General features: G+C 30.3%; 19 protein-coding genes and 1 riboswitch. Of the genes, 7 read left to right on the top strand and 12 right to left on the bottom strand.

The features are described from left to right. Window positions 1-27 precede the first annotated feature (27 nt). Complete coding sequence (kal, locus tag CLTEP_RS07090; RefSeq protein WP_066824733.1) at window positions 28-420, bottom strand: 3-aminobutyryl-CoA ammonia lyase; 393 nt, start codon at window positions 418-420, stop codon at window positions 28-30. Between the two features lie 158 nt (window positions 421-578). Continuing rightward, window positions 579-765: riboswitch (Lysine riboswitch) on the bottom strand. A gap of 199 nt (window positions 766-964) precedes the next feature. On the opposite strand from kal, the gene CLTEP_RS15585 reads away from it, so the two are divergent. Further along, window positions 965-1,144 (top strand): aspartyl-phosphate phosphatase Spo0E family protein, encoded by a 180-nt coding sequence (locus CLTEP_RS15585; protein WP_084364738.1) that lies wholly within the window; start codon window positions 965-967, stop codon window positions 1,142-1,144. Between the two features lie 53 nt (window positions 1,145-1,197). Here the strand turns inward: CLTEP_RS15585 and CLTEP_RS07095 are convergent, their stop codons facing one another. The 5 genes from CLTEP_RS07095 to CLTEP_RS07110 form a co-directional block, all read right to left on the bottom strand. Beyond that, the gene (locus CLTEP_RS07095) at window positions 1,198-3,276 is read right to left on the bottom strand and encodes a methyl-accepting chemotaxis protein (RefSeq protein WP_066824683.1); all 2,079 of its coding nucleotides are present in this window, start codon (window positions 3,274-3,276) and stop codon (window positions 1,198-1,200) included. Between the two features lie 173 nt (window positions 3,277-3,449). Continuing rightward, window positions 3,450-5,447 (bottom strand): urocanate hydratase, encoded by a 1,998-nt coding sequence (locus CLTEP_RS07100; protein ID WP_066824686.1) that lies wholly within the window; start codon window positions 5,445-5,447, stop codon window positions 3,450-3,452. Between the two features lie 590 nt (window positions 5,448-6,037). Further along, the gene (locus CLTEP_RS07105) at window positions 6,038-6,772 is read right to left on the bottom strand and encodes an MBL fold metallo-hydrolase (protein ID WP_242863884.1); all 735 of its coding nucleotides are present in this window, start codon (window positions 6,770-6,772) and stop codon (window positions 6,038-6,040) included. Window positions 6,773-7,015: 243 nt separating this feature from the next. Further along, entirely contained in the window at window positions 7,016-7,174 is a 159-nt protein-coding gene (locus CLTEP_RS14860; protein ID WP_161938356.1) for a hypothetical protein, read from the bottom strand. A 214-nt stretch (window positions 7,175-7,388) separates the two neighbouring features. Beyond that, complete coding sequence (locus CLTEP_RS07110) at window positions 7,389-8,009, bottom strand: TetR/AcrR family transcriptional regulator (RefSeq protein WP_066824689.1); 621 nt, start codon at window positions 8,007-8,009, stop codon at window positions 7,389-7,391. A gap of 798 nt (window positions 8,010-8,807) precedes the next feature. On the opposite strand from CLTEP_RS07110, the gene CLTEP_RS07115 reads away from it, so the two are divergent. Beyond that, window positions 8,808-9,926: an AI-2E family transporter gene (locus tag CLTEP_RS07115; protein WP_242863885.1), complete on the top strand. Its 1,119-nt coding sequence runs from the start codon at window positions 8,808-8,810 to the stop codon at window positions 9,924-9,926. Window positions 9,927-9,987: 61 nt separating this feature from the next. On the opposite strand, the gene tsaD is transcribed toward CLTEP_RS07115, so the two are convergent. Continuing rightward, window positions 9,988-11,010 carry a tRNA (adenosine(37)-N6)-threonylcarbamoyltransferase complex transferase subunit TsaD gene (tsaD, locus tag CLTEP_RS07120; protein ID WP_066824738.1) on the bottom strand — a complete coding sequence of 341 codons (1,023 nt, stop codon included), beginning with the start codon at window positions 11,008-11,010 and terminating at the stop codon, window positions 9,988-9,990. Between the two features lie 1,404 nt (window positions 11,011-12,414). On the opposite strand from tsaD, the gene CLTEP_RS07125 reads away from it, so the two are divergent. From CLTEP_RS07125 to CLTEP_RS07140, 4 genes are all read left to right on the top strand, one after another. Further along, window positions 12,415-13,062: a RusA family crossover junction endodeoxyribonuclease gene (locus CLTEP_RS07125; RefSeq protein ID WP_066824693.1), complete on the top strand. Its 648-nt coding sequence runs from the start codon at window positions 12,415-12,417 to the stop codon at window positions 13,060-13,062. A 17-nt stretch (window positions 13,063-13,079) separates the two neighbouring features. Continuing rightward, window positions 13,080-13,874, top strand: coding sequence for a TIGR00266 family protein (locus CLTEP_RS07130; RefSeq protein ID WP_066824696.1), 795 nt, complete (start codon window positions 13,080-13,082; stop codon window positions 13,872-13,874). Window positions 13,875-14,901: 1,027 nt separating this feature from the next. Further along, on the top strand, window positions 14,902-15,486 hold the full coding sequence (locus tag CLTEP_RS07135; RefSeq protein WP_084364740.1) for a type II toxin-antitoxin system VapC family toxin: 585 nt from the start codon (window positions 14,902-14,904) through the stop codon (window positions 15,484-15,486). 108 nt (window positions 15,487-15,594) lie between these two features. Continuing rightward, window positions 15,595-16,827, top strand: coding sequence for a S1C family serine protease (locus CLTEP_RS07140; RefSeq protein ID WP_066824706.1), 1,233 nt, complete (start codon window positions 15,595-15,597; stop codon window positions 16,825-16,827). A gap of 74 nt (window positions 16,828-16,901) precedes the next feature. Here CLTEP_RS07140 and pepT read toward each other — a convergent pair whose 3' ends face one another. Continuing rightward, window positions 16,902-18,131: a peptidase T gene (pepT, locus tag CLTEP_RS07145; RefSeq protein ID WP_066824709.1), complete on the bottom strand. Its 1,230-nt coding sequence runs from the start codon at window positions 18,129-18,131 to the stop codon at window positions 16,902-16,904. A 704-nt stretch (window positions 18,132-18,835) separates the two neighbouring features. On the opposite strand from pepT, the gene CLTEP_RS07150 reads away from it, so the two are divergent. Beyond that, complete coding sequence (locus CLTEP_RS07150; RefSeq protein ID WP_066824712.1) at window positions 18,836-20,035, top strand: tetratricopeptide repeat protein; 1,200 nt, start codon at window positions 18,836-18,838, stop codon at window positions 20,033-20,035. Between the two features lie 43 nt (window positions 20,036-20,078). Here the strand turns inward: CLTEP_RS07150 and CLTEP_RS07155 are convergent, their stop codons facing one another. The 4 genes from CLTEP_RS07155 to CLTEP_RS07170 all read right to left on the bottom strand — a co-directional run bounded on the left by CLTEP_RS07155 (window position 20,079) and on the right by CLTEP_RS07170 (window position 24,159). Beyond that, window positions 20,079-21,251, bottom strand: coding sequence for an NAD(P)-dependent malic enzyme (locus tag CLTEP_RS07155; protein WP_066824715.1), 1,173 nt, complete (start codon window positions 21,249-21,251; stop codon window positions 20,079-20,081). Window positions 21,252-21,656: 405 nt separating this feature from the next. Continuing rightward, the gene (gene nth / locus CLTEP_RS07160) at window positions 21,657-22,310 is read right to left on the bottom strand and encodes an endonuclease III (protein ID WP_066824718.1); all 654 of its coding nucleotides are present in this window, start codon (window positions 22,308-22,310) and stop codon (window positions 21,657-21,659) included. A 10-nt stretch (window positions 22,311-22,320) separates the two neighbouring features. Next, window positions 22,321-23,223: an OmpA family protein gene (locus tag CLTEP_RS07165; RefSeq protein WP_066824722.1), complete on the bottom strand. Its 903-nt coding sequence runs from the start codon at window positions 23,221-23,223 to the stop codon at window positions 22,321-22,323. A 12-nt stretch (window positions 23,224-23,235) separates the two neighbouring features. Next, a complete protein-coding gene (locus CLTEP_RS07170) occupies window positions 23,236-24,159 on the bottom strand; it encodes a MotA/TolQ/ExbB proton channel family protein (protein ID WP_066824725.1) in 924 nt (307 codons plus the stop codon). Between the last annotated feature and the right edge of the window lie 824 nt (window positions 24,160-24,983).

Below are 24,983 nucleotides of genomic sequence, written 5' to 3' on the forward strand. Positions count from 1 at the left end.
ATTAAATGCATAAATATCAAACTTATGTTATATGTTATTATTTTTACGTTGCTTGTCCTTAGGTACAACACAAACTCCGTTAGCTCTACAAACCACAATTGGTTCTGGCAAAACATCTGCTGCAGAATCATTGATTTCTGGTCTAGGAACTATTACCTTTCTAGCTTCAAATACCATTTTTCGTGAAGTATTACCTACTTCGACTATTTCCCCAACAGCTTCAATAAAATCCCCAGCATAAACTGGTGCTAAAAACTCAACATTTTCATAAGCTCTGAATAAACCCTCATCACCATCATGCATAATCAATAGTTCAGTAGCTACATCTCCAAATAATTGAAGCATTTTAGCTCCATCCACTAAATTTCCTCCATAGTGTGCATCATGTAAGCTCATTCTCACTCTTATCATTGATTTCATAGGTTTCATAATAATTCTCCTCCGTATTTTATTTTTAAATAATAAACTTTTCTTTAATATTTTTATAATTTGAACGTAAAAAAGCACTGAAAGAAAACTTTCAGTGCATATAATCCTTAATCATTCATGGAACTATTATGCAATGAAAATCTTCTCATCACATAAATAGCGCTCCATAAAATTAAATATTTCACGGCAGTGATTGAGCCAGTCTACTCAACCCCCAAGAACATACCAAAAGAGCTGATACATTCTTTCGGCAGATAAACCCTTCACTTTTAAAATCGAAAGCTCTTTTTCTTAACATTTAAAAGCTACCCACTTACCTGCTCCTCTATTTATGTATACAACACTATATTTCGTTAATTATTTAACAGAAGTACTTCCCTAAACAAGGACATCCTTCATCAATAATTATAATATTTAAAAATTTCAAATGCAACACTTTTTTCTGAAAATTTACAATTTGTGTTGAATTTTGATAATAATTATTATATAATAATTATATGAATTACTTAAAAATTCTATTAATTGAATTTATTAGATGGGGGTGATTCAAAAAAATACTTTGAATATCAATTTAGTAAGTACCCAAATAAATGATTTAAAGAAAATATTGGACAAGCTAATTGAAGATCATGATTCTAACCTAACTTGTAATGAAATTCTTGAAATAAGTACTCAATTAGACGAGCTTATTAATATTTATATGAAAGGAAAATAATGGCTGCACCTCAGAGGAAGAACCAAAAATTGGTTCTTCCTCTGAGGTGAAACCTAAATTTTAAAATAATTTACTTTTTCTTGAAGGTTTTCTGATAGCTTATTTAAATTCTCTGAATATGATGATACTTGTTCTATTACCCTCTTTTGTTCAGATGCAGATGCTGAAACTTCCTCGGCAGATGCTGCCGTTTCTTCTGAAATGGCTGATATATTTTCAATTACTTCTACAAGTTTCTCTTTCTTTTCTTCCATTTCATCATAACTACCCTTAACTTCCTCTATCTTCAATTTTAACATGTTTATATGAGTAGTAATATCTTCAAATATGTTTTCAGTATCATTAACAACTCTATCTTGATCAGCAATTATAATATTAGTATTTTGAACAGTTGATACTATGTCACTTACCTGAATTTGCATTGATTCAATTAATTTCTTTATATCCTTAGCTGCATTTGAAGATTCCTCAGCTAATTTTTTAACCTCATTTGCTACAACAGCAAATCCTTTACCCTGTTCACCTGCTCTAGCTGCTTCTATTGCAGCATTCAATGATAATAAATTCGTTTGCTCGGCTATTTCCCAAATTGTTTCTGTTATCGTTCCTATTTTATTGGACATATTACTCATATCCGTTACCATTTCATTTATTTTATTCGAATAATCTTTTACTTCATTAGATTTTGATATTAAACTGCTTAATACACTCAATCCTTTTTCGCTAAGTTCACTATTGCTATTTGATATCTTTTCAATTTCATTTGTTGATTCTTTCACCATAATAATTTGATCAGCTAATTCATTTGTTTTTATCACTCCAACTTCTAAACTATTTGCCTGATCTGTTGCGCTTAATGCAATTTGTTCTATTGCTTGAGATATATCTCTAGTCATGATTTCTGTATCATTTGCCATTTTCATCAAGAAATCTGAAGTCTCTTTGACCGTGCCTGTTGTATCTTTAACACCTTTTATGAGACTTGCAATATTTGTTTTCATACTATCCACTGAACCTACCAATTTACCTATTTCATCTTTTCTTTTCAAAATAATTTCTGGGATATTATGTGTAAAATCCCCTGACTCAATAATTTGTAGGTAATTCGCAGTATTTTCTAGTGGTTTTGATATCCTATTAGAAAAAATATAGGCAACTAAAATAGATATGACAATACTTATTAAAGATAAAACTATAATAATATTCCTAATATTATTAGCAGTTCTCATCACTTCTGAATAAGGTATAAGTGCTATATACTTCCAATTTGTTTGTGGTGAAGTAACTATATTTGCAATATATTTCTTATTATCTAAACTTATTTCAAAATTATCATTCTTTATATTCTTTAGGTTATTAAAACTATTAACTTTTAATTCGGATATATCCTTAAAATTCAAATTAGAATCTTTAGCATCCGCTATAATCTTTCCTTTACTATCTGTCAAAATAAGATATCCTGAATCTCCTATTTTAATATTTTTTATCATTTCCGTTATCCCTTTTAAATTTGCATCAATTCCTAAAACACCGATTATATTGCCCGATTCATCCTTTACAGTTGTAACGGTACTTATAACCGCTGATTGAATTGGTTCCCAATAATATGGTTCGGTTATTGTAACATTACCTTTATTTTTCATACCAGCAATATAATAAGGTCTTTTTCTAGGATCATAATTTTTAAGTATAGTTTCCTCAGGCCACTGAATATATCCTCCATTTTCTAATCCAAGATACACGTACGCAGTTCTAGGATGAGTTTTAGCATATAGTAAAAATCTCTCATAAATTCCTTGTTCAATGCCCCCATTTAAAGATGGTGTCATTTTTAAGTCTTCTTCTCTAGTTTTGTTTACATATTTGGTTATGGTATAATCAGCTTTTTTTATCATCAAATCATTAGCCATAAATTTTACATTTTCTTTTATCGATTCAAAATAAGCATTAATCGATTTATCAGCCAATATAATTTGTTTTTCGCTAGATTTAACAAAATCGTCTCTAAGTTTTTCTCTTATGTAAACATTGCTTATAATTCCTATTATCAAAATTGGAAACATAAGTACACATATGAATATTAATATTAATTTTTTTCTCATATTCATTGAATTGCTTCTTTTAATTTTCATTCATTATCATCTCCTTTTCTTTTTTGTCTTTAATCATTAACACTCAGAAATACCCTATTCTTATTATATTAATATTCTCCATACTTTGATATTTTCCTTTAAATTTTGACAAAAATAGCACCTCAGGGGAAGAACCAATTTTTGGTTCTTCCCCTGAGGTGCAGCCTAAATTTTTACAGCAATTTTTCATCTACAATATATGGTATTGTAATATGGTCAGTTCCATTATATTTCTTATTGAATTCAATACTTGTTTCAATTGAATGTTCACATCTTGCCCAAGCACGTCTTGCAACACCACTCATAACATCCCATGATATTGCCGATTTTATTATTTCGTCAACTCTATGACTTCCATCTAAAACTAATCCAAATCCACCATTTATAGCTTTACCTATGCCTACGCCGCCTCCATTATGAAGTGCAATAAGGCTCATTCCTCTTGCTGCATTACCTGCAAAGCAGTGAGTAGCCATATCAGCCATTATATTACTTCCATCTTTAATGTTAGATGTTTCTCTAAATGGCGAATCAGTACCACTTACATCATGATGATCCCTGCCAAGCATTACAGGACCTATTTCTCCTTTTCTAACCATTTCATTAAATTTAAGTGCTATTTTCATTCTTCCCTCAGCATCTTGATATAATATCCTAGCCTGTGTACCAACGACCATTTGATTCTTCTCTGCATCTCTTATCCAAATATAGTTATCTCTGTCTTGTCCTCTTCTATTTGGATTTATACATTCCATTGCCGCATGGTCTGTCTTTATTAAATCTTCATGTTTTCCACTCAAACATACCCATCTGAATGGACCATATCCATAGTCAAAAAGCATCGGTCCCATTATATCCTCAACATATGATGGGAATATAAATCCATCTTTTTCATCTATACCATTTTTAGCTATCTCTTTGACACCTGCATCATACACAGCTTTCATGAAAGAATTTCCATAATCAAAGAAATAAGTTCCTCTTTCTGTTAACGTTTTAATAAGTTCATAATGCTTTCTAAGTGATTTATCTACTAATTCTTTAAATTGCTCTCTGTTTTCATTTAACATTTTTGTTCTTTCATCAAATGTTAATCCTTGAGGACAATATCCTCCATCATATTGTGCATGACAGGATGTTTGATCTGATAATAAATCAACATGTATGTTATTTTCAACTATATATTGAAGCAAATCTACTATATTGCCATGATAAGCAATTGATAGAGCTCTCTTATTTTCTATTGCATCATTTGCCCAATCAAATATCTCTTTAAAATCAGATGAAACCTTATTTACCCATCCCTGCTCTAATCTTGTCTGGATTCTTGAGTAATCAACTTCTGCAATTATTCCTACACCATTTGCTATTTCAACAGCTTTAGGCTGTGCTCCGCTCATTCCTCCTAATCCTGAAGTTACAAACAATTTTCCTCTCAAGTCACCATCCTTTGCAACTCCTAGTCTCAATCTTCCTGCATTGAGTAGTGTATTGAATGTACCATGAACAATTCCCTGTGGTCCTATATACATCCAACCACCGGCAGTCATCTGTCCATAGTTTGATACTCCAAGTTGCATTGCCCTATGCCATTCTTTTTGATTATCAAATAATCCAACCATCAAACCATTTGTTATGATAACTCTTGGTGCATTAGGATTTGATCTAAATAACCCTAGTGGATGACCAGATTGTATTACAAGAGTCTGATCTCTTGTTAATACTTCCAAATATTTTTTTATTAATCTATACTGCATCCAATTTTGGCAAACTTGACCTGTTTCACCATACGTAACAAGTTCATATGGGTAAAGTGCAATGTCAAAATCAAGATTATTGTCTATCATAACTTGAAATGCTTTTCCTTCAATACAATTACCCTTGTATTCATCAATTGGTTTACCATATATTCTTCCTTCAGGTCTGAATCTATATCCATATATCCTTCCTCTAGTCTTTAGCTCTTCCATAAATTCAGGTATTAGTTGTTTATGATACCTTTCCGGAATGTATCTAAGAGCATTTTTTAATGCAAGTTTTGCCTCCTCTTCACTTAATGTAAATCCCCTGTCAGGTGCTCTTCTTATACCTTCAACAAATTTAGGCATCTTAGGAAGCTCATCATCCAACCTTATTGTCATAGACTGTTCAATATCAGAATTACTGAACATTAAAACCCCTCCTCTTTTTATCAAATAAACACTACTATTTAATATTTTTAAATTTCATTATTTTATACATTTTTTAAATTTTCAATCTATTTTATATATTCTTCATACTCCTTTTATATTCCTTCTGAAAAATAATTATTTTCAGAAGGAACCTTTACTATTGAGTAATCCTTATTGACTAATCTTTATTTACTAATTTTTATTCCTCATTCACTATTCACTAATTTAATTTCACTACTTTAAATAATCAAAATCATTACAATAAGTTACAAATGACTTGATAACTCAATTTGTAATACTGAATTTTACTGTTTTACTGTACTATATAATGCTTGAAAATCGCACTAAAATGTTATTTTACATTTAGGCATTTTCAAAGAAATAACTAGTCAGTATGCTAGTCTATTTTGCGAACTACTTCATCGTCGGAACCCGTTGATAGAACCCACTATCAGCGGAACCCAACTCTTTGTATTTCACAAAATATACGTCGCATCTTTGACTTGTTATTTTCTTTCAAATGCCTTAATAGATTGAAATTTACTCATTTATACTTCACTATTTAATTGTTTTTTCTAAAATTCTTTTTTCTAAATTGAAATTATTTTGCCTGATGATGCTAATTCTACTATTCCATCAAATTCAGCTTTTGCCTCATTTATTAGTTGATTATGGTTCCCATAATGAGGTAAATGAGTTAGAATTAATTTTTTCACACCAGATTGAGCTGCAATTTTACCAGCCTCACCTGCAGTAAGATGTCCTGGCACTTTTCCAAGTTGATTATTATAAAGATTGCTTTCGCATATTATAAATTCACATCCCCTTGAAAGTTCTATAAGATTATCCGTCCATTCAGTATCACCAGAATAAACAAATGATTTATCCTTATATGTAATTTTCATTGATAAACAAGGCATTGAATGTACATTACCTGAAAACGAGATGCTCAAATCTCCTACTTTAACTATACTATTATTATTTATTTGGTATGCCTTGCAATATTCGCCATAGCTCAATTTATTAAAATATGGTTGTTGATTTATCCCAAATATATTAAGAATCTTTTCCCTATTACCTGTTCTTGACAATATTTCTACTGCATACTGAAGACTCTGTACATCAGCTGTGTGATCACCATGGTAGTGTGAAAGTATAACCGCATCTAACTCTTCAATCGAAATATAATTTTGCAGTAAAGAAAGTACTCCTGAACCACAATCTAATAATAGCTTAGTATTATCTGTCTCTACTAAATAGCCTGATGTAGCTTTATTAGCATCTGGATATGCTCCACAACATCCAATTATAGTAACTTTCATCATTTAATTATCTCCTTTCAAAGTAAACTTGTTTTGCCAAATCAAAATATCGAAACGTCAGGTAGAAATTCTATTCCACCTGATTCAAAAATTCAATCTCCAGCTTATAGAAGTAGGAATCTTATAAAATTGATGAAAAATTCCCCTTGTTATATTATTTATATCATATATATTATTATATCATATTAACACTTCTCTCGAAATGTTCAAAAAAACAAGCTGTCCTTTTAAGACAGCTTGTAAAATTTAGCTAAATAAACTCTTTATCCATTTGAAAAATCCTTTTTTCTTTGTATCTTCACCATTTTTAGTATTTTTATGTTCCTCATTTTGACTTACTGTATTTTTATCATTATCATTGCTTATTTCATTAGTTTTTATAACAAACTTTACCTTACCCGTCATTTAATAACTAACGGTCATTTAACACAAAACCATTATATTCATTTAATAACCATTGGTCAATATTTATTTTGTTAATTTATATTTACAGTTTGTAAACAAAGTAAACTTCACTTGAATCAAAGGCTTCAATTTTACACTCGCAAATGTAGTAATATTATGAAATTGATAATATTTTCTAAGAAACCACAAAAACCGCAAACACGGTTTTTTAAGTTTAATTTCTTAATATTTTTCTAATTGTTTTAAAAAGCAATGGCTTCATATTTTCGATTGTATCAGGCTCTTCCAAAATAATAGAACTATAAAGAACTGAACTAGTTAATTCTACTATCATAAACAATATTTTTTCAGCCTCATCATTTGGAATACCTTTAGTGTATAATTCATCAATAAAAAATGTGATTATTCTTCTTGCATTTTCATAATTCTTCATATTTTTGAATGCATTATAAAACAATCCCCATGAGAGATTCTTATATATTAATTTCAAAAGTTTTTTATCCTTTTGCAATATTTCTATAATATGATTTACAAAAAGTATAACATTTTCTTCAAAATCAGATACATTGCTTTTAATAACAATCTCCATAGCTTCATTTAAAATTACATTGCTTTTTCTGATAATTATTAAATCAACAATATCATACTTATCCTTAAAATATAAATAAAATGTACCTTTTGCAACACCAGCTCTTTTTACAATTTCACTTATTGCTGTATTATTTATACCTTTTAATGTAAATAATTCATATGCTGCTTCAAATAATTTTTTCTCTTTTTGTAACTTTTTTTTCTCACTTTTGCTCATTTCTTTATAACCATTAATTTTTTTCATTGAATCACCCTGCTCGTGAACTACTCGCCACTTACTTCATTGAAGTAGGAGCTTCTTGGTCAATAGCACCAACGTGCCAAGTTTACCCAAGCTAAAAAGGTTGCACCGACCTCGATATAATACCAGTTTTATTTCTTGGCAAGAAACCACCGTATTAGACGATTGTAATCGTTCGGACTGCACCAACGTCAAGGCTTGGTTTTCGCTCTTTTGGTGCAGGACGTGTACTTGAATATTTTACGTGGTAAAGCTTTTTCTTACCACAACCTTATATATTCAGTTTTATAAGAACTTTTATGTTTTCATTATATCAAGTGGAGTGCATTTTTTCAAGGGCATTGACCCCTTTCAAAAATGGTGTTATCCATCTCCCACTTATAGAAATTGGGAGACTTCCACTCAAAATATTAAAATATATAAAACTTACATAATTATTATAAGCTATTAACACCATTTAAACCAAAAACATATTTTTAATTTCATGATTATTCTTATTATTTGCTGTCAATAATATTAGTAATGTTAGTTTTATAAAAAATTTATTTTTATAATCTATTTTCCACTATTCACTGAATTTACAATATGATATACTTATTACGTATCAGTTTATGTACATATGTGTCGTTTCTTGTACAAGCATTGGTAAACTTGTTTTGCTAAAGCAAAACATTGAAACTTAAAATTGAAACTCTAGTACACCTGAAACAAAACCTTCACTCTCCTACTTATAATAGGAGTAACACTCTTGTATAATTAATAAAATAGTATATGTATTTTAAAAGAAAGGATGAAATTAATTTGTTTAATAAATTCAAAATACCTTATGGCAATTTTCTTCCAATAATAATTATTTCAATAATTTTTTACAAAGTCATAAACAATATTGAAGTGGTAACTCATGGTTTTGGTGTTTTACTTTCTTATATTAGTGCAGTATTTTGGGGTCTTGCGATAGCTTATTTGTTAAATCCTCTTATGATGTTTATAGAAAAAAAATTAAAAACAAAGAGAGCTATTAGCGTTTTGATAGTCTACATAATCGTATCAGGAGCAATAATACTATTAATTACTATTATTTCTCCTAAAATAGTAGATAGTGTAAGAGATCTTACTGATTCTATGCCAACTTATGCTACTCAGCTTGAACATTGGTTCAATGATATTTTAACTAAAAGCAAAGCACCTAACACAGAAGGAATTACTCAATATTTACAAAACTCACTTAACTCCTTTGTTCAATCGTCAACTAACTTTATTAAAAATAATTTGAATACAGGATTAAATGCTGCATTTTCAAAAGCTATTGATTTTACTTCTTCTTTTATAAAGGTAATATTTGGTTTCATAATTGCAGTATACTTGCTAAAAGATAAAGAAAAATTTGTTACAAGTTTAAAAAAACTCATATATGCACTATTGAAACAAGACACTGCAGACAATTTTATTAATTTCGGGAGAGAAGTAAATGTAATATTTTCAAAGTATGTAATTGGTAAATCCATTGATTCACTCATAATAGGTTTGTTATGTTTCGTTATATTGAGCATTTTTAGAGTTCCATTTGCTTCATTAATAAGTGTAATAATAGGTGTTACCAACATGATACCTTACTTTGGTCCTATTATTGGTGCAGTACCTTCTGTGCTCATTATACTATTTGCAAGTCCACTAAAAGCTTTGACAGTTTTAATAATAATAATAGTATTGCAACAATTTGATGGTTGGTTCTTAGGTCCTAAGATACTCGGAAGCCAGGTCGGATTAAGCCCATTTTGGATAATACTAGCCATATTAATTGGTGGAGGTATATTTGGAGTTGTTGGAATGTTTTTAGGAGTCCCTATAATGGCTGTACTAAAATCATTTGGAGAAAGGTTTGTAAATAGAAGAATAGCTAATAAAAATATTGATATTTAAAACAATATGGAGATTTCGAATTAACAGATTTTAAAATCACTTAATTCGGAATCTCCATTTTCTATCTTTCACCTAACTTTAAGTTTGGTACCGCATTTAAATCCAGCGATGCAGTTCTTCCTTTTATAAACTCGTAATAAGCTGCACTCCCTATCATAGCAGCATTATCAGTACATAATATAGGTGCAGGAAATAAAACTTCAATACCTTCTTTTTTACACTCATATATCAAAGTTTTTCTTAAACATGAATTAGATGCAACACCACCTGCAATGGCAATTTTTTTAACTTTTTTCATCTTACATGCTTTTATTGCATTGTAAACCAAAACATCTACTACTGCTTTCTGAAATGATGCTGCTACATCAGCTGTATTGATTTCAATATTTTTCATTTTCATTTTGTTTAAATAATTGAGTACAGCAGACTTAACTCCACTAAATGAAAAATCTAAAGTATCACCATCAAACTTTGCCTTTGGAAATTTTATAGCATTTTCATTTCCTTCCTTTGAAATTTTATCTATTTTAGGTCCACCTGGATATCCAAGCCCAATTGCTCTTGCAACCTTATCAAATGCTTCTCCTGCTGCATCATCTCTTGTTTGACCTAATACTTCAAATTCACCATAATCCTTCATATAAACAATAAATGTATGTCCACCTGATACAACAAGACACACAAAAGGTGGCTTTAAATATTTATGCTCAATAAAATTAGCACAAATATGCCCTTCTATATGATTAACACCAATAAGAGGTTTTTTTAATGCATATGACAAACCTTTAGCATATTGAAGACCTACCAAAAGTGCTCCAACCAATCCCGGGCCATATGTTACTCCAATTGCATCTATATCTTCTAATTTTATTTCAGCCTCATCTAATGCCGTTTTAACAACAGCACTTATCACCTCAATATGTTTTCGAGAAGCTACTTCAGGTACAACCCCTCCAAATTTCTCATGTATATTTATTTGAGATGAAATTATATTTGACAGTACATTTCGTCCATTGACAACTACCGCAGCTGAAGTTTCATCACAACTGCTTTCAATAGCAAGTATTTTCATTTCTTTATCCATATCATCACCATCTTTCATGCCAATTAATCATCAAAGACATTATACTTCAATAACAGTGAGTAAGCAAATTTTTATGATATAATAAAATAGGAAACCTTTATTTAGAGAATAGTGAACATTAAATAGAGAATAGTGAATAGAGAATAGTAAAGGTTGAAATCGTTACACGATTTCTTTAATGATAGATTGTAAGTCGGCTAGTTTGCTAGTAAAGGTATAAATTGTTTCACAATTTCTTAAATTCAATATAAAAACATTTGATGATTGCAGGTATATAACAATCAAATTGTGAATCTGCACTAGCAACCTAGTACTCTGGTGCACTAGCAAACTTAATTTAGCCTAGAACCCTTTTAAAACAAGATTTCTAGTTATCAGTGGGCTAGTTACCAGCTAATGATAAAATTGCTACGCAATTTATTAAATTCAATATAAAAAACATTTGCTGATTGAAGGTATATAGCAATCAAGTTGTGAATCTGCACTAGTAGCCTAGTACTCTAGCAAACTAGCAAACTCAATTTACCCTAGAACCCTTTTAAAACAAGATTTCTAGTTATCAGTGGGCTAGTTACCAGCTAATGATAAAATTGCTACGCAATTTATTAAATTCAATATAAAAAACATTTGCTGATTGAAGGTATATAGCAATCAAGTTGTGAATCTGCACTAGTAGCCTAGTACTCTAGCAAACTAGCAAACTTGATTAATCCTAGTACCTAATAAGATGCTAGCTATCAAATTACAAATCTGTACTGGAGATTTGGGACTAGCGACTGGAAATTAAACAAAAGTTACTAATCACCAATCGCCAGTCACCAAAGAAAATTGTGATTTAGTCAGAGATTAAAACCTAGAACTTTGTTTTTGAGTAGATACTGATGTACAAATACCAAATCTGTACTAGCAATCTAGCCCTCTAGTCGACTGGCAAACTTGCTTTATTCCTAGCACTTTGTTTTTGAGCAGATACTGGTGGGCAGATGCCAAATCTATATTGGAAGCTGGAAACTGGAGACTAAACAAAAGTTACTAATCGCCAATCGCCAGTCACCAAAACAAATAGTGACTTGGCTAGATATTAAAAGCTAGAATCTTGTTTTAACTTCTAGTACCTAGTGAGATGCTGGTTGTCAAGCTACAAATCTGTACTGGAGATTAGAGATTGGAGACTGGGGACTAAACAAAAGTTACTAATCACCAATCGCCAGTCACCAAAGAAAATTGTGATTTAGTCAGAGATTAAAACCTAGAACTTTGTTTTTGAGTAGATACTGATGTACAAATACCAAATCTGTACTAGCAATCTAGCCCTCTAGTCGACTGGCAAACTCAATTTAACTCTGTACTGGAGACTGGAAACTAGCGACTGGGGACTATTAATAAATTGGGGGAGAATTTAACATGAAAAAGTCATATGCAAAAATAATAGTACAAGGATCTCCTATTTCAAAATCAAATTTTAAACTTTTTAATATGCAGGGTAGAGCTATTTTACCCTATAATTCAGGTAAATATCATGATAGATATGCATTATACGAAGAAGAAATTGCTTTTTGTGCTAAATCCCAAAATCCAGACACATTAATTGATGAATCCATAATTGCAGTACTTAAAGTATATTATAAAAGCATGAAAAGACATCCTGATACAAACAACATTACAAAAAGTATATTTGATGGTATTGAAAAAAGCGGAATAATAGTAAATGATGCTCAAATAAGAAAACTTATAATAGAGGAATTTTATGATAAAGAAAATCCAAGATTCGAACTTGAATTATTTGGCGAGAGCATATATTATATTGACTATAACGTAAAAAAAAGGGAGACAGAAGAGTCACCAATAGTATATTCACCACCTCCAAACAAAAAAAATTTGTCATATAATAGTCATAAAAAAAATATTAATATTCCAACTAATGATTTTGCTTCATCAAAAAATACATTATGCTCAATATGTGGTAAAAAAATAAGAAAAGAAGATTGCATCTCTGCAAACAAAGGTAAAACCGTTATTTGCAAGAATTGCTTTCAAAAATTATATAAATGAAAGGTAGATGAATAATTATGAATTCACATGAAATTGACTACAAAATCCATGGAGATGATATGCAGTTTGTTGAAATTGGACTAGATCCAAATGAAAGCGTAGTTGCTGAAGCCGGAGCAATGATGATGATGACTCAAGGAGTATCAATGGAAACCATTTTTGGAGATGGTTCTGTAAATTCACAAGGTGGTTTTATGAATAAACTTTTTGGTGCAGGCAGGAGAATTCTTACAGGTGAAAGCTTATTTATGACTCTATTTACCAATACAGGATATGGAAAACAATATGTTTCTTTTGCATCGCCATATCCTGGCAAAATAATCCCATTGGATTTAGGTATGCTTGGTGGTAGAGTTATATGTCAAAAAGATGCATTTTTATGTGCTGCAAAAGGTGTTTCAATAGGAATTGACTTTAAAAGAAAATTAGGAGTCGGTTTCTTCGGTGGTGAAGGATTTATACTCCAGAAATTAGAAGGAGATGGTTTAGTATTTGTACATGCTGGTGGAACAATATATGAGAAAGAACTTTCAGCAGGAGAAATGCTAAGAATTGATACAGGTTGTCTCGTAGCTATGACAAGAGATGTTCATTATGATATTGAATATGTAGGAAATGTCAAGACTGCTTTCTTTGGTGGTGAAGGTGTATTCTTTGCTACTGTTACAGGTCCTGGTAAAGTTTGGGTTCAATCTCTTCCTTTCTCTAGATTAGCTGATAAAGTAATTTCATCTGCTCCTCGCACTGGAGGAAGTCATAGGGGAGAAGGAAGTTCATTGAATGTATTTGGTGACCTATTTGACGGAGACTAATTCATCATTTATTGTTGTATATATTCCCTTAATTGATAATATAATATAACAAAGCGATTATTAATCACTAATCACCAGTCACCAGTCGCCAAAGCAGATTGTGACTTTGATGAAAACTAATATAAGAGTGCTAGTTTTCCAGGTGGCTAGTTACCAGTTAATGTTGAAATCGTTATGCGATTTCCTAAATGTATATAAAAACATTTGGTGATTATAAGTATATAGTAATCAAGTTACGAATCTGCACTAGCCCTCTAGTACCCTAGCAAACTTGCTTTATTCCTAGCACTTTGTTTTTGAGCAGCTACTGGTGGGCAGATGCCAAATCTATATTGGAAGCTGGAGACTGGAGACTAGAGATTAGAGACTAAAACAAAGTCACTAGTCGCCAATCGCCAGTCACCAAAACAAATAGTGACTTAGCTAGATATTAAAAGCTAGAACCTTGTTTTAACTTCTAGTACCTAGTGAGATGCTGGTTGTCAAGCTACAAATCTGTACTGGAGATTAGAGATTGGAGACTGGGGACTAAACAAAAGTTGCCAATCGCCAATCGCTAATCGCCAAAGCAGATTGTGACTTTGATGGATATTAATATTTAAATTTTGTTCTTAAATAGTTGCTAGCTGTCAAATTACAAATCTGTACTGGAGATTAGGGACTAGCGACTGGAGATTAAACAAAAGTTACTAATCGCCAATCACCAGTCGCCAAAGCAGATTGTGACTTAGTTAGAGATTAAAACCTAGCACCTAATTCCTGGTTTCTTCTTTTGTATCCTTGTTTTTTGTTCCTTGTTTAAGTAGTAATTTGGGAGGAGGTAGACTGTTGCAGAACTATTATAAAAATCTATAAAACTATCTAAAGTAGCTTCGGTAAAATGGGATAGGTTGAACAGGGAATTAAACAAGCTTTATAGAGTTTTATAAGGTTTTGGCAACGGGTATACAAAATTAATATTATAGATTACCCATTTAACGGTATAATATTCAATAATAACACAAAAATTTTATTAGATGCTTGCTATATGTTAACACTGTTGTACAATAAAGACCCTAAAAATAAGGAATGCATTTTAACACTAAAAGTCCTTATGAATTCGGGTTGCAATTTGTATATAAATGACATTATATCAGCTGAAGTGTTAAATAATATTACTAAAAAATTATTTATTAATGACATTAAATATTCCGCTCTAAAAACAGAACCACTAAATTCAAAATCAAATATAAATCTGATAATATCGTGTTTTAATAAACACGATAGAAAAATTATAAAAGAAAGAAAACTCGAAAAATATAATCGTATTCCTTTCAATAAATATTTTTATAATATTTCTAAATCTGATTGGAAAAAGGATTTACTCAAAATATATTATGTAAAAGCTGTAGAACTTCATTCTCTTTTGGTTAATTCTTTAAATCTAAAATATTTGTCAATTGATAGAAAAACAGTTGACTTAGCTAAACAATACATGAAAGAGTATATGATGTCCGTTAATGACTCGTACCATATTGCATGTGCGGAATATAACAATATAAATTACTTTATTACATTAGATTCTGATTTCAAAGCACTAAAAAAATCAAAAGTTATAATACTAAAAATTTGAAAATTTTTTAGTATTATTTTTTTTGAATTTGTAACATAATTGTCACAAAACAATTTTATCATATAATCAGAAGTTATAAATAATAAATTTTTAGAAAGGGTGGTTATTATGGATCAAAATCATGAAATCATCAACAATAGTATTACGAGTCAAGAAATATCACAAGAAATTTCTCATGATTTTAAAGAAGTTAAATCTAATAGTAAAAAATCTAAAAGAAAAAAGATTTTATCATATGTACTTGTAGCTATATTCTGCTCAACATTTAGTGGTATAGGAGCTTCTATTGCTACTATGAAATTAGCTAAAAATTCAAACACAATAAATCCAAAAACAGTCATTGCCAATAGTACAGGAAATAAGTCATTATTAAATAGCAATGTAAAACCTAAAAACACATTGTTATCATCTAACATTGATGAAAATTTAAGAAAACTTACAATTCCAGAAATCGCAAAAAAAGTTGGACCAGCAGTAGTTGGAGTTTCGACTAAAGGATTTCCAAGAGCAGATGTATGGGGTTTTCAGATTCCAGCATCTGAAGGCATGGGTTCTGGTATAATATTTAGTGAGGATGGTTATATATTAACTAACTATCATGTTGTTGATAACACTCAAAAAATTAAAGTTATTTTTAATAATGGAAAAGAAGCTAATGCAAAGCTAATAAATTACGATGAAAATTATGATATAGCAGTAATTAAGGTTACCGATAATGTTAAAATGCCTGCTGTTGCAGAATTTGGTGATTCTGATAAACTTCAAGTTGGCGAAACTGCTGTTGCAATAGGAAATCCACTTGGAAAAGAACTTTTAGGTTCTGTTACTGCTGGAGTAATTAGTGCATTAAATAGATCCATTGACAACAAAAAGAATATTAAATTTATACAAACAGATGCAGCTATAAACCCTGGTAATAGTGGTGGACCTCTTGTTAATTCACATGGTCAAGTAATTGGAATCAATACTGAAAAAAGTGTTGGAAATGGTATAGAAGGTTTAGGATTTGCAATTCCAATAAATCAAATAAAACCTAAAATAGAAAATCTTATCAAACCAAGATTGATGATTGGAATCCGTGGAAGAGAAGTAACAAAAGAACTTTCTGAAACTTATAATATACCTGTTGGTATTTATGTACAAGAAGTTGAAGAGTTTTCACCTGCTGAAAGGGCTGGTTTGCAACCTGGCGACATTATAGTAAATTTTGATGGCAAAAACGTTAAAACATTTGATGACTTAAATAAATTAAAACAAAAACACAAAGCTGGTGATGTAATAAATGTAACAATAGTACGCTATGAAAAAACTATGAGTTTAAAATTAAGATTAACCCCTTAAAAGATAATAAAATAAAAAAAGATTACCCCTGGGGTTGAAACACCACCCCAGGGGTAATCTTTTTTCTTATTTTTTTATTCAGCATATAATTCTACTATTTTAATTATTACTTCAACTGCTTTTTCCATAGCAAATGTTGGTACATATTCAAATTTACCATGGAAATTATGACCACCAGCAAAAAGATTAGGTGTTGGTAATCCCTTAAATGAAAGCTGAGCACCATCTGTACCACCTCTTATTGGTAATATTTTTGGTTCAACCCCAACTTCTTTCATAGCTTTTAAAGCATTATCAACAACATGCTTAACTGGTTCAATTTTTTCTTTCATATTGAAATATTGATCATTAATTTCAATTTCTACAGTATTTTCACCGTATTTTTTGTTTAATTCTTCAACAATATTAGTCATGAAATTCTTTCTATTTTCTAAATCATCTCTATCAAAAGTTCTTATTATATAATGAAGACCAGTTTCTTCAACATTACCATCTATGTTTAATAAATGATAAAATGCTTCATATCCTTCTGTATTTTCTGGTGTTTCTTCTTTAGGTAATTTTGCAATAAATTCACTTGCAATATACATTGAATTTACCATTTTGTTTTTAGCAGAACCTGGATGAACATTTCTACCATGGATCATAACTTTTGCACCTGCAGCGTTAAAGTTTTCAAAATTAATTTCACCAATTTCACCGCCATCCATTGTGTAAGCAAAATCAGCTCCAAACTTTTCAACATCAAAGTGATGAGGTCCTCTTCCTACTTCTTCATCCGGTGTAAAAGCAACTCTTATATTTCCGTGCTTAATTTGAGGATTATTTATTAAATATTCTAATGCTGTCATTATTTCGGCAATGCCGGCTTTATCATCTGCACCTAAAAGAGTTGTCCCGTCTGTTGTAATAAGTGTTTTACCAATGTAATTCTTTAAATCTGGAAAATCTTTAGGAGATAATACTATATTCTTTTCATCGTTTAGTATTATATCTTTTCCATCATAGTTTTCCACAAATTTAGGTTTAACATTTGCACCAGACATATCTGGAGCAGTATCCATATGTGCCATAAAACCTATTGTAGGTAATTCTTTGTCACTGTTCGAAGGTAATGTTGCCATAACGTATCCGTTATCATCTACTGATACTTCTGACATTCCTAATTCCTCTAATTCTTTTACAAGTTCTCTAGCTAATTCTAACTGTTTCTCAGTTGTAGGAACTGTATTAGATTCCTCATTTGATTGTGTATCAAATGAAACATACTTTAAAAATCTTTCAACAACTTTTGATTTTTGCATTGCCCACATCTCCTTTGGAATATCGTTTCACACATATTATACAATTTATTATGCAAAATCTCAATTTAATGAAAGCAAAAAAATCCTTTTTACTAAACTCAGAGTGCTATAATGGTGTTATATGATCATTATATACAACATTGTCAAACTGGAAATCACTTAAGGCATTTTCAAAAAAATAACTAGTCAGTATGCTAGCCTATTTTGCGAACTACTTCATCGTTGGAACCCGTTGATAGAACCTACTATCAGCGGAACCCAACTCTTTGTATTTCACAAAATATACGTCGCATCTTTGACTTCTTATTTTCTTTCAAATGCCTAATTGCAATTGATGAAATATGTAATTGGCTAAAACGCACATAAAACGTGTTTTTATTTCCCATGATTTCTGATATAATGTGAGTATGGACAACCGTACTAGAAACTAGCACATTGTGTTTCAATTCCTAACACTTGATACCTAGCATATAATACCTAATAAGAAGCTAGTTTTCAAGTCATAAATCTGTGTTGGAGACTAGAGATTAGAGATTGGAAACTAAACAAAAGTCGCTAATCTCCAGTCGCCAAAGCAATATTGTAACTTAGTCAGAGATTGAAATCTAGCACCTAGTATCTGTAAACAGATGCTAGCAATCAAGTTGCAAATTTGTACTAGAAACTGACGATTAAAAATTGTATATAAATTTTGGGGGATAAATATGAAGATTATTAATTATATAATAGTTATGCTTTTGTTTATATTGCTTGTTGGATGTGGCAACAGCAATAGTTCTAATACCAAACAAACTGATATAACAAAAACTAATGTTTCACATAAAGAAACCAAAAATATAAAAAATAAAAGTATAGATGTTTCAGATAAAGCATTTACTTTTTCAACTAACAATACTCTTACCACATTTAAACAACCTGTAAAATTGTGTGAAGATAACAAAAATGACAACGTATTTGAATCTATTAATTCTATGCTTATAGAAGATTTAAATGTGGATTTATCTGAACTAGATACATTTAAAGTTCATAAAAGCCTTTATGAAGTATACTTGGGTAATGTATCTAAGGGAATGTCTAAACAATTAATAGCTTTTACTAATTCGGATATTTTCCTTTTTGAGTGTAATTATGATTTTTCTAATATTAAATTTTTGGACAAAGTATCTAATACAGCAATAAATTTATCTAATTTTGAAATTGATGTAAAAGATAACAGATTATTTATTAATAGTCATGATCCATTTAATGCAGCTATAACTCATTACACATTAGAATGGAATGGAATTAAATTTAAGATTGTTGAAAAGAAAGTGCAAGATGATACAAAAGATTTCTATATAAATAAGACAAAATTATTGAAAAGTAAAGATATTGAGGGATTAATGAATATTTCAGAAAAAGAAAAAAATCTAGTAAAACCTAATGCATACACTGAATTTTATTCTTTACCTAAACCAATATTAATACTTGCCAATAATATTGCACTACGTGAAAGTGAAAACAAAAACTTTGAAAGAGCATTTAAAATTTTAGATTATGGTATTGAACAATATTCTAAGGTTTGGTTTGAATGTGATATTAAAGATGTTACAGTAGAGGAACTAAACAATTATAATGCTACATGTGATCCAAATAATATAATTTCTTTAAATAGCTTTATATCCATATATAACAATTATGCTTATTTTCTTTATAAAATCAATCAATATAAAGAAGCTGAATCAATTCTTATGAATGTAATAGAACTCGATCCTAATAGAATAGTCGCATATGTTAATTTAGGTGATGTTGAATGGAGCTTAGGTAATCATGAGCAAGCAAAGAAGTATTATAAAAAATATTTAGAACTTCGAGAAGGTTCTATTCAAAATGTACCTAAAAGAGTATTTGAAAGGACAAAATAAGTTTGCACCATTACAAAACTTATTTTGTCCTTTTTTCTTACCTCTAAATTCTTGCTATTCCCATTTTTTTTGCTATTCTTTTTACTTCTGATGCAACCGATTCTGCAACAGATTTATCAAGTGCATTAGGTATTATGTATTCTTCATTAAGTTCATCATCACTAATTAAATTGGCTATTCCCTTTGCTGCTGCTAATTTCATTTCTTCATTTATTTCAGAAGCTCTCACTTCTAAAGCTCCCTTGAATATACCTGGAAACACCAAAACATTATTGATTTGATTAGGAAAATCTGATCTTCCAGTTGCAACAATTCTTGCTCCCCCATCTTTAGCTAAGTCAGGCATAATTTCAGGTGTTGGATTTGCCATTGCAAATACAATAGAATCCTTATTCATCGAAGAAACCATATCTTTATTAACTACCCCTGGTGCTGATACTCCAATAAAAACGTCTTTGCCTTTAATTATTTCTTTTAAATTTCCTTTTTCCATGTTCCTGTTGGTTATTTTAGCAAGTTCTTGCTGAGGCTTTGTTAATGATGTATCTCCTTCAACTACAGCTCCATTTTTATCACACATAACAATATTCTTAGCACCAGCCTTTAATAGAAGCTTGCATATAGCTGTTCCCGCAGAACCTGCTCCATTTATAACTATATTTACATTTTCAATATGCTTGCCTACAAGCTTTAATGCATTATATAATCCTGCAAGTACAACTATTGCAGTACCATGCTGGTCATCATGAAAAACTGGAATATCCAATTCTTCTTTTAGTCTTTTCTCTATATAAAAACACTCAGGAGCCTTTATATCCTCTAAGTTAATTCCTCCAAAACTTGGTGCAATCAATTTTACAGTTTTGATAATTTCATCTGGTTCTTTTGAATCTATACATATTGGGAAAGCATTAATTCCTCCAAACTCTTTAAATAACAATGCTTTTCCTTCCATAACTGGCAGCCCTGCTTTAGCCCCAATATCTCCAAGTCCTAAAACTGCAGTTCCATTTGTAACTATAGCTACTGTATTCCCTTTCATCGTATAATCATAAACCTTATCTTCATCTTCAGCAATTTTTAAACATGGTTCAGCTACCCCTGGGGTATAAGCTATTGATAAGTCATGTCTGTCTTCAACCTTCATTTTACCAACAATATCAAGTTTACCCCTGAGTTCTTTGTGTACTTTTAAAGCTTCTTGTTTTATATCCATATTAACCCTCCATTTAATTATTATTCCAGAAACATAATTAATTGTATCAATCAATTCATCAATAATTTCATTGTAACATACAATTTTTTGTTGGTGAAGCTATCTTTAAAAATGTAAAGAAATAAAGGGTCTATAATATTCAAAGTGACTACGATAGTTCATAGCCACTTTGAACAATATTTATTGAATTTCCTTTACTAAGGCATTTTCAAAAAATAACTAGTCAGTATGCTAGTCTATTTTGCGAACTACTTCATCGTCGGAACCCGTTGATAGAACCTACTATCAGCGGAACCCAACTCTTTGTATTTCACAAAATATACGTCGCATCTTTGACTTGTTATTTTCTTTCAAATGCCTAAAAATAAAAAGCTTTTAAAAAAATAACACTTCAAAGATATTAGACTATTTTTTTGAAGATACCTTATTATTATGATAATCACAATATTTACTTATGCTACATTTATCACAATCAGGTTTTCTTGCTTTACAAGTTCTTCTTCCGTGAAATATAAGCAAGTGATGTGCTTTAGACCATCTTTCCTTAGGAATTATTTCTTTAAGCTGCTTTTCAGTCTTTGTAACATTATCACTATTTGCTAATCCAATTCTGTTCGAAACTCTAAAAACATGAGTATCAACTGCTATTGCTGGTATATTAAAAGCATTGCTCATAACAACATTAGCAGTTTTAACTCCAACTCCCGCTAATTTAATTAGCTCATCTTTGCTTTTAGGAACTTCTCCATTATATTCTTCTATTAAACTTTTACACATATTTTTAATATTTTTAGATTTATTTCTATATAGTCCTATTACTCTAATATGTTTTTTTAATTCATGAATATCTGCATTTAAAAAATCATAAGGAGTTTTGTACTTTTCAAAGAGCATTTTTGTAACCTCATTAACCTTTTTATCTGTTGTTTGTGCACTTAGCATTGTAGCTATTAGTAGCTCAAATGGACTATCATATCTTAATTCACACTTTGCATCTGGATAAGTAGATTCAAGAATATCTAAAATATTTTTAACATCTTCATTCGACTTTTTTATCATTTTATTCACCTTATTGTTGTTTATCTGTAAACATTTCATCTGATTCATTTAAATACTCGTCAATTAGCTTTCTTATACTTGGATCTTTAAGTATAACTGATATTTCTATACGTCTATTTGCTCTCCACGCTTCTGGATTACTTCCTTTGACTCTAGGTCTGAAGTATGAATATCCACTTGCAGCAAAATATTTACCATATTTTGCTTTTAAATTAGGATTTGCTTTCATTAGGTAATCAACAACAGCAGTAGCTCTATTAGCTGACAAAACGCTATTAGGAATATTACCCTTTCTCTCATCAGCATGTCCCTGTATCTCAATAGCATCAATATATTTTCTTACTTGCTCATCATCCAATATCTTTTCAAATGATGTTGCAAGTTTATTCAATAATTCCTTACTGTTTTCCTTTATTACAGCAGAACCTGTATCAAACAATATTGACTCATTTAATATTATATTTCCGTTCTCGGCTACGGATACCAGTTTCTTTTTATTTATATTATTGCCCAATTCATTTTCAATTGATTCTTGTACTTGCTTTAAAACATTTACACGTATCAAACCTACACTTCTCAATTTTGCCCTGAGATCTCCAAGTTCCTTATTGCTCTCTAAAATAACCTTCTCTTGTTTATCTATTTTATCTTGTGATAGTTGAAGTGCCATTTCAGCCCTTTCAACATCAGATTGTATTCTCCTTAATCTCTTCTTTGCACTAACTATTTTTGAATTTGCTAATTCAAGTTCTTTGTTAGCATTTTGAAGATTACTACCTACAATAATATTTTGCACATAAGATAGTAAAATCAAGAAAAATAATATCAAAACAATAGTTGATATCATGTCCGTAAATGATGGCCAAAAATTCTCGCTGCTTTCTTCTGAAAAATACCTTTTTCTTGCTTTCATGCGACATCCCACCTAATTATTTTTTATCTTTTCGGCAAAATCCGATAGTGCAACATTCATTCTATCAACATTATTCCTTAAATGATAATTAAATTCAGTAAAATCTCTAGTATTATCTGAGAATTGATCAATAGTCTTCTTAAAATACATTAAGCTATTATTAAAATCTTGTTGATTTTCTTCCATCATTTTGAGAACTTCTATTAAACCAGACAACGACTTGTCCAAAACATTCTTATAATTAACTTCTATTTGCTCACTTAGACCATTAAATAGCTTGTTTACAGTAACATCTAAAGTATTCTTTTCTGCATAGTTTATGTATTCTAACGCAATTGTGTTATCTAAATATTCTTCGATTTCAAGCATTGTGCTATTCCTTAAATTATCTACGTTTACAATTATTTTAAAAATAGTCAAAAGAATTGCACCCACAATACCAAATAGAGATGTTATAAATGCTACTCCCATACCCTCTATTGAACCTACGAGACCACCTATTAAACTTTCTATTCCGCTTGTAGCCGTCAATGTTCCATTATTACCAAGTAGTGATACAAGATCTCTTATAGATAAAGTTAATCCATAAAACGTACCTAATAACCCTAAAATTATCATAAGTGATATTGCTTGTCTTATAAATCTTTCACCCATACTAATTCCTTTAAATGCATACAAAAATTCTTTTTCAATAATAGCCTGTGTATTAATCTCTTCTGCCTTCTTTTCAGCTGCATCCCTGTAACTACTCATTATTCTATTTAAAACATCAGACCTAAATACTCCTCTTTTTTTACCTTTTATAAAATCTTCATGCATTTCACCATATTTTCTTTTAATAATAAAACTAAGTACTATAGCAGTAAAAAAAATCACTGTTATCACTAAAATTATGCATTTTGCTGCAACATTTAATTGATTAAATAGTTGTAACACAGAACTTCCCCCTTTTTCAGTTAATATCATACAAATAGCATATACTAACAATATTATATAACTTTCTACATATTACTACAACCTATATTTTTTATTATATAGAATTTAAAACAAGGAACTAGGGGCTGAAAGGGGAAAAAGGTACTAAATACTAGGAATTAGGTTCTAGGTTTCAATCTCAAACTAAATCACAATCTGTTTTGGCGATTAGCGATTGGCGACTAGTGACTTTTGTTTAGTCCCCAGTCTCCAATCTCTAATCTCCAGTACAGATTTGTAGCTTGACAACCAGCATCTCACTAGGTACTAGAAGTTAAAACAAGGTTCTAGCTTTTAATATCTAGCTAAGTCACTATTTGTTTTGGTGACTGGCGATTGGCGACTAGTGACTTTTGTTTAGTCTCCAGTCTCCAGCTTCCAATATAGATTTGGCATCTGCCCACCAGTATCTGCTCAAAAACAAAGTGCTAAGAATAAAGCAAGTTTGCTAGTCGACTAGAGGACTAGACTGCTAGTACAGATTTACAATTTGATTGCTATATACTATAATCACAGAGATTTCGCATCAAAATTCCAGTTAAAAATTTGTTTTTACTAAAATTTGTTTTTTTAACATTTACTTTAATAACTGGAAAACCTGCAAACCGATAGGTCTTAAAAATAGTTACACCTCCCCCTACCCCAAGAAATTTTAATAATTAATTTCCAGTTTTGTTTTTAAATTATGTTTTAGCAAATATTGGATTAATCCAGTCTTCTTCTATAGTAAATCTTTCATCTCTTATATCTTCAATAATATCTATTTGTAACATTCGTTTTTTTCT

Origin of the sequence: Clostridium tepidiprofundi DSM 19306 (assembly GCF_001594005.1) — a bacterium.
Taxonomy (GTDB): Bacteria; Bacillota; Clostridia; order Clostridiales; family Clostridiaceae; genus Clostridium_AC; species Clostridium_AC tepidiprofundi.